The organism is Treponema primitia, from assembly GCF_046533075.1.
Lineage (GTDB): Bacteria > Spirochaetota > Spirochaetia > Treponematales > Breznakiellaceae > Termitinema > Termitinema primitia_B.
The window spans coordinates 1-13,646 of sequence record NZ_JAJQRB010000019.1 but is presented as its reverse complement, the minus strand read 5'-3'; the positions used below and the strand labels follow the sequence as shown (position 1 = coordinate 13,646).

The window sequence follows — 13,646 nt, the reverse complement described above, 5'->3', positions numbered from 1 at the left end:
TATTACTGTTTCAGAAATTCCCACAGGTCCCCGCCGGTACTCCGGTCTCCGGCGTCGCGTATATCCACGGGCAGCGAAACTGTTTCATTGCCGTGAAAGTCGCAGCGCCCCGGGGATATTTTTATGCCCGCAAGGGTATTCTCCCTTATGGCCTTTACATAATCCTGAATGGTTTCCATTTTTTTATCCAGATACGTCCCAAAGATACGGCCGGTTGCAACCTGAGCAACATTGTGAATATCCGATCCCGCAGTAACCGGGAGGCCCAGCTTTTCGGCGTAGCGCAAAGCCAGAGCATCATGGGAGGCCGAGGTATTACAGGCGTTCCCCGCCTCTACGGCGTCAACGCATCCGGTGGAAAGATGAATCGTACTGATATAGTATTGGTGCCTAAATGGGTGAGCCTGAACAACGCAGCCGCCGTAACGGTGTACTTCGTTGAATTGTTCCAGCCGGGTCCAGTGGGCCGCCTCGGGATGGGCCAGGAGCCATTCCTTATCCAGGCCGTAGATAAGATAGTCATCGGCATCAAAGGTCTCCTCCCAGCCGAAAAACACATCAAATCCCTGCTTTTCCCCCTCCCGCCGGGCATCCTCATAACCACGGCAGAAACCGTTGACCCACTCCCGCCAGGAAAGATGCCGGCTGACTGCGCTGTTTCCGTTATAAAAATGATCCGTCACGATGATACCGGCAAATCCCATTTCCTTATATTTACGGATATAGGAATGGCCTTCGGACTCACCACAGCTACTGGACTGAACCGTGTGCAGATGTGTTTCGTATAGGTACTTCATTGCGGAGATTCCGATGCGTCTCTTTTCCGTATCATGTTCCGTTGGATCTTGCCGCTCACAGTTTTAGGCAGCTCCTCTACAAATTCCACGATCCGGGGATATTTGTAGGGGGCGGTAACACGCTTTACATGGTTCTGCAGTTCATGTTTCAGCTCTTCCGACGGGGTAAAACCCCGGGCTAATACGATGGTGGCTTTAACCACCTGGCCGCGGTTAAGGTCCGGAGCGGCGGTAACCGCGCACTCAAGCACCGAGGGATGTTCCATAAGGGCGCTTTCCACCTCAAAGGGGCCGATGCGGTAACCGGAACATTTGATCACATCATCGTTCCTGCCTACAAACCAGTAGTAGCCGTCGCCGTCATGCCAGGCCATATCGCCGGTATGGTAGGTACCATCATACCAGCAGTTGCGGGTAATTTCCTCATCCTTCCAGTAACCGGTAAATAATCCCGGCGGTGGATTATCACCTCCGTTAGTAATACTGATATTGCCTACAATACCGTCGTCACAGGGCTGATCGTTTTCATCCAACAGGTTGAGGCCGAAGAGGGGCGAAGGTTTCCCCATGGAACCGGGTTTTATCGGCAGCCATTTGAAGGTAGCGGCCATTACCGAAGTTTCCGACTGGCCAAAGCCCTCCCGTATCTCAAGCCCCGTAAGTTGTTTAATCTTGTGGTATACCTCGGGACTCAGGGGTTCCCCCGCCACGGAGGCGTGTTTGATATAGCTGAAATCGTATCCCGAAAGATCCTCCTTGATGAGAAACCGGAAGATCGTAGCCGGGGCGCAAAAGGTAGTCGGATGGAGACGATCCAGGGCATCGAGTATACCCTGGGGGGTAAACTTCTCCGTATCGTAGGCGCCGATGGCCGCCCCGCAGATCCACTGTCCGTATATCTTGCCCCAGGCAAATTTGGCCCAGCCTGAATCGGTTTGGGTCATGTGGATCCCGTTATCTTCTACGCACTGCCAGTATTTGGCAGTAACGATGTGTCCCAGAGGGAGGGTGTGGTTGTGGAGCACCATCTTGGGCATCCCCGTGGTACCGGAGGAAAAGTATATCAGCATGTGGTCTTTGGTCTCTGTCCCCGCGGATCCCGTGGGCCGAACAAAGACAGACGAGGCCTTTTCAATCTCCGCCCCCATGTCGATAAAGCCCTCAGGTATCTGCTTCCCCACAAAGGCGATCTTCTTAAGCTGTGTACATTGGGGAAGGGCGCTGCGAATATTGCCGACAAGCTCCGGATCATCCACGCTGACCAGGAGTTTAACCTCAGCGATATTACAGCGGTATTCAATGTCCTTCCGGGTAAGCTGGTAGGTACCGGGGATACAGATCGCTCCGATCTTCATCAGGGCGTTTATCATCACCCAGACCTCGGGGCGCTGCTTTAGGATGAGCATCACCACATCACCCTTCTTGATGCCCAGGGAAAGGAGGACGTTGGCGGCCTTGTCACTCAGGCGTTTCATATCACCAAAGGTGTAGGTCTTCATTTCCGCTTCGTCGTTGGTCCAGACCAGGGCGAGCTTGTCCGGCTTGATCCGCGCCCACTCATCGAGCACATCGTAGGCAAAGTTAAAATTTTCCGGGACAATGCACTTATAATTCCGGTAGAAATCTTCGTAGCTGTCAAAGTCTATCCGGGGGCAATATTTAGACAGTATTTCGTTCATATTATTCCTGTATAATAGTAATAAATTTTGACGGCGCCTTTACTGCGCTCTGGGCATGGGGAAGCAGGGCACTGAAGTAGATACTGTCCCCGGCTTCAAGGATATACTCCCGTTTATTCACCGTAACCTTCACCACTCCCTCAACCACAAAGTTGAACTCCTGGCCGGAATGGGTCACCGGCGCCGCAGCCGCCTTGTTGGGGTCAAGGTATACCAGAAGGGGTTCCATGGTCCGGTTTTTGAAGTTATAGGCCAGGCTTGAATACTCATAACCCGGGTACCGCTCAACCTCTACCCCCTTACCCCCCCTGCAAACACTGGCGGTATCCATCCTGGGGTCTTCCCCGGTAAGGAGTACCGTGGTATCCGTCCCAAGCCGATGAGATATTTTGTAGAGAACACTGATGGGGATGTCCAGTTCCCCTGATTCGTACCGGGAATAGGTTTCAAAGGGAATATCGATATCCGTCGCCATATCAATGGCGCTGATTTCCATTATTTCCCGTAGTTCCTTAATTCGACTCGGTATCTGGGCAAGATGATCCTGCATAATAATATAATTATACAATGTCGGAAACTTTTTTTCTACCGAATATCTAGTGTGTATTTTTTACGCATCACTGGAAAAGACTGGGTAAATTTTATACACTTATAAGAGGTATCCTATCCTTATTTCCCTATTTTCATGCTTGGCATGGTTATTGCTAATATATCGTTATGGAGATTAGTGCTGTATGAAAATCATCAACTTTTTGTCATACCCCATCGTCGCGGTCCTCATACTTAGCGCCGGGGCATGTTCTCCAAAGTCAGGCGGAACCAGTACCTACGAGTACACCACCATCAGCCGGGGGACCCTGGAAAAGACCGTATCTTCTACCGGGTCCCTCAAGCCCGTATCAACGGTGAATGTGTTGGCCCGGATGAGCGGCAAAGTGGAAAAGATACACGTGGATTACAACGATATCATCCATAAGGGTGATATCCTGGCGGAACTTAATACGGATATGCTCAGGCTCCAGCGGGAACAGCAGGCCGCGTCGGTGATTAAGGCCCGGGCGAATTACGAGCTGCAGCAGATCAACTACCAGAACCAACAGAAGCTGGCGGAGAAGAACCTCATCTCCGAATACGAGCTCCGGACCGGCAAGACCACCCTGGATATTCAGGCGGCGGAACTTTCCGCCTCCGAATCATCCCTTCGGGTGATTGAAACCGAAATCAACCAGTACGCCCTTATCACCTCCCCCATCGACGGGATTGTTTTGGAGCGGAATATCAGCGAGGGGCAGACCGTGGTGGAGGGGTCCAGCAGTAATTCTACCAGCCTGTTTACCCTGGCGGAAAACCTTGAGGAGATGCAGATTGAAGCCGGAGTGGGGGAACTGGATATCCCCGCCATACACAAGGGCCAGGGGGTCCGGTTTACCCTGGAAAGCCTGCCGGGCCGGAACTTCTCGGGGATTGTGGAGGCCATGCACCTCATGCCTACCATTCAGGATAACGTGGTGTCCTACACGGTAATTATAAACGTAGACAATTCGGAAGGATCACTCCTGCCGGGGATGACCTGCTCGGTGGAGTTTATCGAAGAACGGAAAGAAAACACCCTCCTGATTCCTAACGCAGCCCTGCGGTACCGGCCCAGCGGCATGAACGCCGATGAAATAGCCGACCGTGTCTTCCAGGCGGGGCTTGGCGGTATGGATGCGGCTCAGCAGGCGGCGGCTCTGGAAGCCCGGGAGAAGATGCGGGCAGCGGGGGCGGCCGCGCAAGCCGCCGCGCAAAGACCGGCGCAGAACAGCGGCCTAAGCGGCATGGTGATGCCCCAGGGACCCGGTATGAGACAGAACAGAAATACTGCGGCAGCAGCGAATCCTGCAGGCGGACAGCGGGGGAGCAGCGGGTTTCCGGGCCGGGAAACCATGTCCCCGCCTAAACCGCTATGGTTCATTGATGAAACCGGTAAGCCGGACTGCATCCTGGTACAAACCGGTATCAGCAACGGATCCTTTACGGAGATCCGATCCGGAAACAATGACATAGAAGGCCGCCAAATCATACTGCGGGAAAGGGTGCAGCCATGACGGTAATCGAGATGCGGGGGATCAAACGGATCTACCGGCTTGAAGAAATAACCGTCCGGGCGCTCCGGGGGATAGACTTTTCCGCCCAGGCGGGGGAGTTTGTTTCCGTCATGGGACCATCGGGATCGGGAAAATCCACCCTGATGAATATCCTGGGCTGCCTGGACAAGCCCAGCGAAGGGAGCTACGCCCTGGACGGCATAGAGACCTCCGCAGCCGGAGCCTCCGCCAAGGGCGAAGATTCCTTCGCTCTGATACGCAATAGAAAGATAGGTTTTGTGTTCCAGGCCTTTAATCTTCTGCCCCGAACCACGGCTTTGGAAAATGTAGAACTCCCCCTTTTCTACAACCGCAAGAACGGGCCGGACAGGGACCTGCGTTTCAGGCGGGCCTATCAGCGGAAAGAACGAGCCGCAGAAGTACTACGGGAGGTGGGACTGGGGGAACGGCTTAACCATATGCCCTCCCAGCTTTCCGGCGGGCAGCAGCAGCGGGTAGCCATAGCCCGGGCCATGGTGAACGACCCCGCCTTCATCCTGGCGGACGAGCCCACGGGGAACCTGGATACGGAGATGACCTTGGAGATCATGAGCCTCTTCCAGAGCCTCAATGATCAGGGGAAAACAATAGTCATGGTAACCCACGAACCGGAACTTGCAGCCTATACCAAACGGATCATCACCCTGAGGGATGGGGAGCTGGTCTCTGATGTACCGATACGCGAAAGGCGCAGCGCCCCGGAGGACCTTGCCCGGTGGAAAAAAGAGCATAGCCTCCTTGCCGGGGAGGTATCATGAATATTACACAGCTTTTGTATTCCTGCTTTAGAAATATTTTCCGTAACCGCATGAGGAGCCTCCTTACCTCCCTGGGGATCATCATCGGTGTTGGGTCGGTGATCATCATGGTAGCCATAGGGGAGGGCGCCCAGAAGGATATTGAGAACCGGATCGCCTCCATGGGGACCAACCTGATCCAGATCATGCCCCGGCGGATGATGATGCGGCCCGGACAGACCAATACGGCGACCAGACCTAGCCGGCTGACCAAATCCGACGCGGCTAAGCTTGCAGCGGAGGCTTCCTACAGCACGGCGATTTCCGGACTGAGCCAGCGGAACTATACGGTCATCGGCCCCCAGGGAAGCGCTTCGGTACAGGTGATGGGGGTGGAGCCGGGGTACCTCACCATACGGAGCTGGGATATTGCCCAGGGCGGCTTTTTCGGCGATGAGGATCTGCAGCAGCGAAACAGGATAGCGGTGCTGGGGCTTACCACGGTGAACAGTCTTTTTGGCAACAGCGCTGAAGCCCTGGGGCAGCAGATACGGATCGGGACCAATCATTTTACCGTCACCGGCATACTGGCGAAAAAGGGCGCCGGGGCCTTTGGCAACGATCAGGATGATGTGATCATGGTACCCCTGGATACTGCATTGTACCGGCTGAGCAATTCTCAGAATATCAACAGTATTGCTATGAGCGTGGTCAGCAAAGGATATATGGAGGCCGCGCAGGGGGAAGCGGAACTGATACTCCGGGAGGCTCACAAGCTTAGCGAGGGGACCACGACGGACTTTGAGATCATGAATAGCGCAGATCTTATCGACATGGCTTCCGAAACATCCCGGAGCCTCACCACTCTCCTGGCGGCCATAGCCGGGGTGTCCCTCCTGGTGGGGGGCATCGGAATCATGAACATCATGCTGGTATCGGTCACCGAACGTACCCGGGAAATCGGTATCAGGATGGCCGTGGGCGCCCGGAAACGGGATGTGCTCTTCCAGTTCCTCTCTGAGTCCATCATCCTGAGCCTCCTGGGGGGATTTATCGGTATAGCCCTGGCCTTCCTGGTCTGCCGTATCCTGGAAGCCCTGGGAATTTCCACGGCTATTAATCCGGTAATCGTTGCCGCTGCGGCCCTCTTTGCCGCACTGGTCGGGGTTTCCTTCGGGTACTACCCGGCAAGGAAGGCTGCGGGGCTCTATCCAATAGATGCGCTGCGGTATGAATAAAAGGAATATGGATGAAATATAGATTTACATTAACAATATTACTACTCGCTTTTACCATTAATAACAGTATTACTGCTGAACAAATAGATATTGAAGACGTACGCGCTTTGGCGTTGGCCAATTCGCCGAGCCTGGCGAAGTTTCAGCTGGCGGTGGAAAGCGCACGGCTGGACGAAAAAACCCGTGTCTATTCCAATCTGCCATCCTTATCCCTGGGGGCATCGGCCTCGGGACAAGTCTGGGGGGAAACAAGCCTCCGGGACAGTATGAGAACCGGGGCGAGTTTCAGTGTATCACAAAAGCTGTTTGACGGGGGAAAGAGTATCTACCTAAAGGCTATAAACGCTATCAATACGGAACTTACCAGGCAGGAAGCTTTGGCGGCCTACTTTACCGTCCTGGATACGGCGGATAGTATGTATTACGAAACACTAAAAGCGGCGGCGGCTCTGGAAACTGCGGCGGCATCCATGGAAACTGCGGCTTTAGCCCTTTCCATGGCGGAGCTGCGCCTTGAAAGCGGCATGATAAGCCAGGGAGATTACCTCAAAGCCCTGGCGGATCAGGGCCAGAAAGAAACCGCCCGGAACCGCGCCCTTAGGGATTTGACCGTCAATAGGGCGAATCTGAAAAACATTACCGGCCTTTGGGAAATACCGGAGCTGGCAGGTATTGATTTCAACGTTTATGAGGACACAATCCGCTTCCTTTCAACGCTTGCTGAGGAAAAAATAGTATTACTGGCAGACGATTTTTCAAATGCAGTAAAGAGAAATAACCCCGGCCTTTTAAAAACAGGCCTTCAGCTGCAAATAGCGGAACGGAACGTGGGGCTTGCAAAAAAGGATTATCTCCCAAGCCTTAGCGCGGGAATCTCCACGGGGGTAAATTATTCCACCCCGGGGGGACTGTCCAATTCCGGCGGCAGCATCAGTATCAACGGGAGCATACCCCTGGATTATTGGGTAATAGGTACTGCGGTGGAAAAAAAACGTATCGCCCAAACCGAAGCCGCCCTGAACTACCGTGACGCCGAAAATACCCTGGCCATGGATATCCAAACCGCTCTGCTGGACCTTATCGCCAGTACCCTTACGGTACAATCCGCACGCCGTGCCGATGAATACGCCCAACGGAACTACGAATATAACCTTGAACTATACAAACTTTCCCAGGCCTCGGTTTTTGCCCTTTCCGACGCCGCAGCCCTGGCCGGAGACAGCCATACCCAGCGCATCACCGCGGAATATAGTTTTCTCAGCGGCCTTTCAAAGCTGCGGAGCCTGGGGGCATTTGATTCCCTGGATGAAGTAATAAACCTGCTCTTACAAAAGCAGAAGGGATTGTGATATGAAAATTTCCCCGCGGACATCATCCTTATTCACAGCGATACTGAGCTGGGCCCTCTTTTCGGCCCTCACGGTTTTTATCATCCTGGGCCTGCGGGACCGGGCGCGGCTGATTCGGGACAATGACAACGAACGGCTCTTCAGCCTCCTCTTTACCAGCCTGAGAAACTATGACAACTTCGGGTCCGCCATTGAATCTTCGGGGCTTCTGCGGGAACGGATCATCGGGTTTGGGATTTACGGAGAGGACCTCACCCCGTCCTACCAATGGGGCTCGGTTCCCCAGGTTTTTGATGAGGATATCCTGAAAGATTACAAAGCCGCCAAGAACGGCCGGTACACTATTCCTGATAGACGGGGAAACAGAATTAAATTCATTCTCAGCACAGAGGGGATGATGTCCCCTCCTCCACAGCGGCATAACCAGGAAAACAAAAACCGCGAAGACAAAACGCCGGGTTTCTTCACCACCTTCGCCAGGGGCAAGTACATCTACATCGATATATCCCATACCGCCTACTGGCGCAGCCAGACCCTGACCGCCATTGCCTTTCCGCTCTGTGAGCTTGCCCTTCTGGCGCTGGTATTTTTTGTGCGGGGACTATACCTGCGGAACCGGGAATACCGGGAGCGGATAGAGGGCCAAAAAAATCTGGTGGTCCTGGGAACCGCCGCCAGTACCCTGGCCCACGAAATTAAAAACCCCCTCCTCTCCATACGGCTCCAAACCGGCATCCTGGGGAAACTCTTCCCCGAAAAAGGCCGGGAGGAGTTGGGGATCATCAACGAAGAGGTAGACCGCCTTTCCGCCCTGAGTTACCGGATAAACGATTATCTCCGGGATGCGGCGGGACAGCCCGTACCGCTGAATATCTCGAATGTGCTTTCCGAAACATCCCTGCGGCTCTGCGGCAGAAATATTGTTGAAGAAGATTCGGCCCAGGATGCCCTGGTCCTTATGGACACCGAACGGGCCCGGTCGGTCATTGAAAACCTTATCCGCAATGCCCTGGAAAGCGGCAGTGCGGAAAACGCCATTGGCGCAGTGATACTACGGCATAGCGGAAACAGCATGGACAGCGACTTGCAGCGAAATCAACCGCGCAGTATCATTGTTATCAGCATCTATGATCGGGGCAGAGGCATTGCGGAAGGAGATCTGAAACGGGTCTTCGATCCCTTCTTTACCAGTAAAAGTACCGGGACCGGCATAGGCCTTTCCATCAGCAAACGCTTTGTGGAAGCAGCCGGAGGCGCCATCAGCATTGAAAATCGGGACGGGGGAGGGACTGCGGTCTTTATCACCCTGGGGGAGTATGTATGAGAGTGTTAATAGTTGATGATGAACGAAATATCCGGGAGTCCCTGAAAAAATATTTGGGCCTGGAGCAGATCGATTCGGCGGCTGCGGAAACCGGAGAATCGGCAATCCGTTCTCTTGAGCGGGAGGCCTTCGATGCGGTTATCCTGGACCTCAGGCTGCCCGGTATGAGCGGCCAGGATGTGCTCGCCTGGATCAACAACCGGGGAATCATATCCCCGGTGATCATGATATCCGCCCACGGGCAAATCGCCGACGCAGTGGCGGCCCTGAAAGCCGGGGCCAAGGACTATCTGGTAAAGCCCTTTGACCCCGCAGAACTGGTGATCAAACTCCGTCATCTGGTGGAGGACAAACGCCGGGAGAACAGCCTTGAGGCGGAGAAGCGGATGACTGGCGGGGGAAACCTCCTCATCGGCGATACGGAGGTGATGCGGGAACTTTCCGATCAGATCGATCGCATCGCCGGTTCCGACGTTACGGTACTGATAACCGGAGAAAGCGGTACCGGAAAGGAGATTGTTGCCCGGGAAATCCACCGCCGGGGTAAATATGCGGCGGAACCCTTCGCAGCGGTGAACATCGGGGGCATCCACGAGGGGCTTATGGAGAGCGAACTTTTCGGCCACGAAAAGGGGTCCTATACCGGGGCGCTCGCCCGCAAGCAGGGCCTCTTTGAACTTGCCGGCCGGGGTACCCTCTTCCTGGACGAGATTGGCGAAATGCCCATGACCCTCCAGGTAAAACTGCTGCGGGTACTCCAGGAACGGAAGATACGCCGCCTGGGGGGAAATGACGACATCCCCGTCAACGCCCGGATCGTCTCCGCCACCAACCGGGATATAGAAACCCTGGTTCGGGAAGGCAGTTTTCGGGAGGACCTTTATTACCGGCTCAACGTATTCCGCATGACCATTCCGCCCCTGCGCCAACGCCGGGAGGATATTCCCCTGCTGGCGGAATATCTCTTGAAAAAAATCAGCTTCCGTATGGGCCGTTCCCTTCCGGTCCTTACCCCGGCGGCGGCGGAAAAACTCCTGGAATACCCCTTCCCGGGCAATGTCCGGGAACTGGAAAATATCCTGGAAAGAGCCCTGATTTATCGGGAAAATGGCCATCTAACGCCCAAGGATATTGAGCTGCACCGCTTGAATACGGGGGGAATACCGGGCCCGGAAGGTGAATCTGTACCGGGCGTTCCCTCCCTGGAGAACATTGAACGGGAAGCTATACGGAAAGCCCTGACCAGGACCCAGGGTAACCGAACCAAGGCAGCGGCGGAACTGGGGGTCAGCCGGAAGACTATCATCAATAAAATAAAAGCATATAAGCTTGAACTGTAGTATTTTTTATACACCTAATAATGAAAAAGATATGATAATTCATACGATTGTCTAAATTATTTATTTTTTTCATTATCTTTTAAAAAATTATTTCTTTACTATAAAAAGAATTAAAAAAATCGTCCTGACATATAAGATAACTTGGCATGAAAATTGCTAGTATATTACATGCGGAGGACATCTTATGGATAAGAATCTACAGAATTACTATGACCAGATCAAAAAAATTCCCCTTTTAAACTTTGAGGAAGAGCTGGCATTATCCGAACGGATACAGCAGGGGGATGCAACGGCCCGCAAGTCTTTAATTGAGGCAAATTTGCGGCTGGTTATTAAGATTGCCCACTCCTATATGACGGCGGATATGCCCTTTATGGATATTATTCAGGAGGGGAACCTTGGTCTGATGCATGCCGCTGAAAAATACGATTACCGGAAACGGGTTCGTTTTTCAACCTACGCCAGTTGGTGGATCCGTCAATACATTGTCCGTTCCTTATCCACCAAGCGCCGGGACATCCGTCTGCCCCTCCGGAAAGAACAGACACTCCGAATGATACAGCGATCCTACCATACCCTCAGCCAGACCCTGATGCATAAACCAAGTAATAAGGAGATCGCCGCCGATATCGGAGTATCCGAGAAGGAAGTCAATTTTATCCTGCAGATAACCAATGGTTTTATCTCCCTGGATATGGATACCGGAAAGGATGAATCAATTTCTATGGCGGATCTCCATGAAGATTATACCTACAGCCCCGAACGGGACTTTTTCAAAAAATCCTCCCACGCCGTGGCAATCCACTTCCTGGATCGCCTGAAGGATCGGGAAAAGCGTATCCTCATGTACCGTTACCAATTTAACGGCAACGAGCATACCCTTAAAAAAATCGGGGATAAAATGGGGCTCTCTGCGGAGACGGTCCGTCAGATTGAAATCAAGGCTTTGAAAAAAATGCAGGGTTCCGCAGACGAATTCCGAAAGTGCCTGTACGTAGAGGCAATGTGATAGTAAAGTATTGATAATGAAGATCCTTGGAATTGAGTCTTCCTGCGATGAGTGTGCCGCAGCAGTAGTGGAAGACGGAAAGCGGGTCCTCTCCAATGTGGTGGCAACCCAAATACCCCTTCACGCAAAATACGATGGGGTGGTGCCCGAATTGGCGAGCCGTATGCACACCGAGTGGATCTACGGGGTGGTCAGGGAAGCCCTGGAAAAGGCCGGCCTGACCCCTGCTGAAATTGACGGCGTTGCCGCCACAGCCCACCCGGGACTTCTGGGATCTCTTTTAGTGGGTCTCAGTTTTGCTAAGGCCTTTGCCTGGGCCGGGAAACAGCCTTTTATCGCCGTAAACCACATGCTGGCCCATCTCTACGCCCCCCGGCTCTCTTCGGGCAATGTATCACCGGTATCCCCTCCGGAGTACCCCTTCCTGGGGCTCCTGGTTTCCGGAGGCCACAGTATCATTTGCCGGGTGGACAATTTTGACGATATCACCGTCCTGGGAACCACCATTGACGACGCAGTGGGGGAGGCCTTCGACAAGGTATCCAAGTACTACGGCTTCGGCTACCCCGGCGGGGCCTATATCGACAAGCTGGCAAAAGACGGGGACCCCACCGCTTTCCGCTTCCCCATGCCCAGCCTCCACAAGGGGGATCACCCCTACGATTTGTCCTACTCGGGGCTTAAGACTGCGGTGATCAACCAGTTGGAACAATTCCGCAATCCCCGGGACACCGCCGCAGGACCTGCGGATATTGCCGCCTCATTCCAGAAAACTGCGGTAGAGATACTGCTGCGCGCTCTTTTCCGTGCCGCTGAAGATACGGAGCTCAACACCATCGTTGCGGGCGGCGGAGTGGCGGCCAACTCGTACCTCCGTTCCCGCCTCGCCGAAAGGGCGGATCTCCGCTGCGTGTTCCCGCCCCTGGAATTCTGCGGGGACAACGGGGCCATGATTGCCGGCATCGGGTATCAATATCTCGCCCGGGGGGATCGTTCACCACTCAGTGTGGTTGCTTCGGCGCGGGTACAGGGGTTTAAGAAGAAGTATCCTTAATACGTAAGCTTGACCCACAATTTTGGTAGTTTTAGCTATCTATCCCGGCTTCCAGTGCCTCGTCCCATTCCCCAAAAACCATGTTTCTTACCTCCCCTTCTGGAGATTTTTGGTCAGCTTTTCCTTGAGCTGTTCCAGAGTATAGCCCTGATCTATGAGCTCCAGGACTTGTTTTTGATCTTCCTCCCGGGCCTCCTCCCGGGCCTCCTCCTGCCAAGCTTCCTTTGCCTCGTCCCAGTCCCATTCACCAAATACCATATTTCTCACCTCCGATCCATATTTCTCTAAAAAACGCGCCAGTATCCGGTTCTTTATGCAATACCGGACCGCCTCAGTTACCGCCTGTTCCAAGGGCATAGCCGCCTCATTTTCCCGCACCTTCGCAACAAACTGCGCGTACCCGGCAAGGTTTTCACTTCTCCGGAACAGTTCCGTGTTCTGCCCATAATTAATATTATACACCGTGACAATCAGGTCAAGGGAGATTTTTTCACCATCTTCCAACCCCATAAAGGCGTCCGAAAGCCGCAGTTCCCACTTTTCCGGCATTTTTTCCGGCCCGTTATAGAGAACGACGAATTCGGGCTTGGGTATCTTCACCAGGGCACTTTTATATATAGCCCGGCGCGCGATTATTTTCTCATAAACCCGGGGGATATACGACAAAAACCGCAGGGGCATGTTCTTATTGAGGGTAGACTGGTGTTCTACTACGAATACCAGTCTATCCCCCACGGTAAAGGATAGGTCGTTGATCCGGTCCATGTAGAGTACATCCTCCAGGGTGTTGATGGTTATCGGTATGGTTGGATCATACTCAATACCTTCCAGGGCGGCATATAGTTCCCGGAGCCTATCCTCATCGTTAAAAAGTTTGGTAAAAACGCTGTCCTTGTACTTCGAATTTACGATCAATCAGTTTTCCTCCTCAAAATAGCGGGGACTGATCTGTCCCGATTTACCCCTGTTACGGGATGGGGAGGAGAAATACTT

General features: G+C 53.4%; 12 protein-coding genes. 8 read left to right on the top strand and 4 right to left on the bottom strand.

The genetic code is table 11. From position 1 onward, the window contains the following. Positions 1-2: 2 nt before the first annotated feature. From LQZ19_RS03555 to LQZ19_RS03545, 3 genes are read right to left on the bottom strand one after another with little or no spacing between them, the layout of a single operon-like run. A complete protein-coding gene (locus LQZ19_RS03555) occupies positions 3-797 on the bottom strand; it encodes a PHP-associated domain-containing protein (protein WP_411046275.1) in 795 nt (264 codons plus the stop codon). After that, positions 794-2,476: an AMP-binding protein gene (locus tag LQZ19_RS03550; RefSeq protein ID WP_411046273.1), complete on the bottom strand. Its 1,683-nt coding sequence runs from the start codon at positions 2,474-2,476 to the stop codon at positions 794-796. Before LQZ19_RS03550 ends, LQZ19_RS03555 begins: the two co-directional genes overlap by 4 nt. 1 nt (position 2,477) lies before the next feature. After that, entirely contained in the window at positions 2,478-3,026 is a 549-nt protein-coding gene (locus tag LQZ19_RS03545) for a helix-turn-helix domain-containing protein (RefSeq protein WP_411046272.1), read from the bottom strand. Positions 3,027-3,210: 184 nt separating this feature from the next. Here LQZ19_RS03545 and LQZ19_RS03540 point away from each other — a divergent pair, with 184 nt between their 5' ends. The 8 genes from LQZ19_RS03540 (at position 3,211) to tsaD (ending at position 12,653) form a co-directional block, all read left to right on the top strand. Continuing rightward, a complete protein-coding gene (locus tag LQZ19_RS03540) occupies positions 3,211-4,563 on the top strand; it encodes an efflux RND transporter periplasmic adaptor subunit (RefSeq protein WP_411046271.1) in 1,353 nt (450 codons plus the stop codon). After that, entirely contained in the window at positions 4,560-5,360 is an 801-nt protein-coding gene (locus tag LQZ19_RS03535) for an ABC transporter ATP-binding protein (RefSeq protein ID WP_411046270.1), read from the top strand. Before LQZ19_RS03540 ends, LQZ19_RS03535 begins: the two co-directional genes overlap by 4 nt. After that, positions 5,357-6,577, top strand: a complete 1,221-nt coding sequence (locus tag LQZ19_RS03530) for an ABC transporter permease (RefSeq protein WP_411046269.1) — start codon at positions 5,357-5,359, stop codon at positions 6,575-6,577. The genes LQZ19_RS03535 and LQZ19_RS03530 overlap by 4 nt, the downstream gene beginning before the upstream one ends. An 11-nt stretch (positions 6,578-6,588) precedes the next feature. Next, positions 6,589-7,926: a TolC family protein gene (locus LQZ19_RS03525; RefSeq protein ID WP_411046268.1), complete on the top strand. Its 1,338-nt coding sequence runs from the start codon at positions 6,589-6,591 to the stop codon at positions 7,924-7,926. Position 7,927: 1 nt separating this feature from the next. Continuing rightward, positions 7,928-9,250 carry an ATP-binding protein gene (locus LQZ19_RS03520; protein ID WP_411046267.1) on the top strand — a complete coding sequence of 441 codons (1,323 nt, stop codon included), beginning with the start codon at positions 7,928-7,930 and terminating at the stop codon, positions 9,248-9,250. Beyond that, complete coding sequence (locus LQZ19_RS03515; RefSeq protein ID WP_411046266.1) at positions 9,247-10,590, top strand: sigma-54-dependent transcriptional regulator; 1,344 nt, start codon at positions 9,247-9,249, stop codon at positions 10,588-10,590. Before LQZ19_RS03520 ends, LQZ19_RS03515 begins: the two co-directional genes overlap by 4 nt. A 184-nt stretch (positions 10,591-10,774) precedes the next feature. Then, a complete protein-coding gene (locus LQZ19_RS03510) occupies positions 10,775-11,599 on the top strand; it encodes a sigma-70 family RNA polymerase sigma factor (RefSeq protein ID WP_411046265.1) in 825 nt (274 codons plus the stop codon). Positions 11,600-11,615: 16 nt separating this feature from the next. Next, a complete protein-coding gene (gene tsaD / locus LQZ19_RS03505; RefSeq protein WP_411046264.1) occupies positions 11,616-12,653 on the top strand; it encodes a tRNA (adenosine(37)-N6)-threonylcarbamoyltransferase complex transferase subunit TsaD in 1,038 nt (345 codons plus the stop codon). 87 nt (positions 12,654-12,740) lie between these two features. On the opposite strand, the gene LQZ19_RS03500 is transcribed toward tsaD, so the two are convergent. Then, positions 12,741-13,568, bottom strand: a complete 828-nt coding sequence (locus LQZ19_RS03500; RefSeq protein ID WP_411046263.1) for an RpnC/YadD family protein — start codon at positions 13,566-13,568, stop codon at positions 12,741-12,743. Positions 13,569-13,646 lie beyond the last annotated feature (78 nt).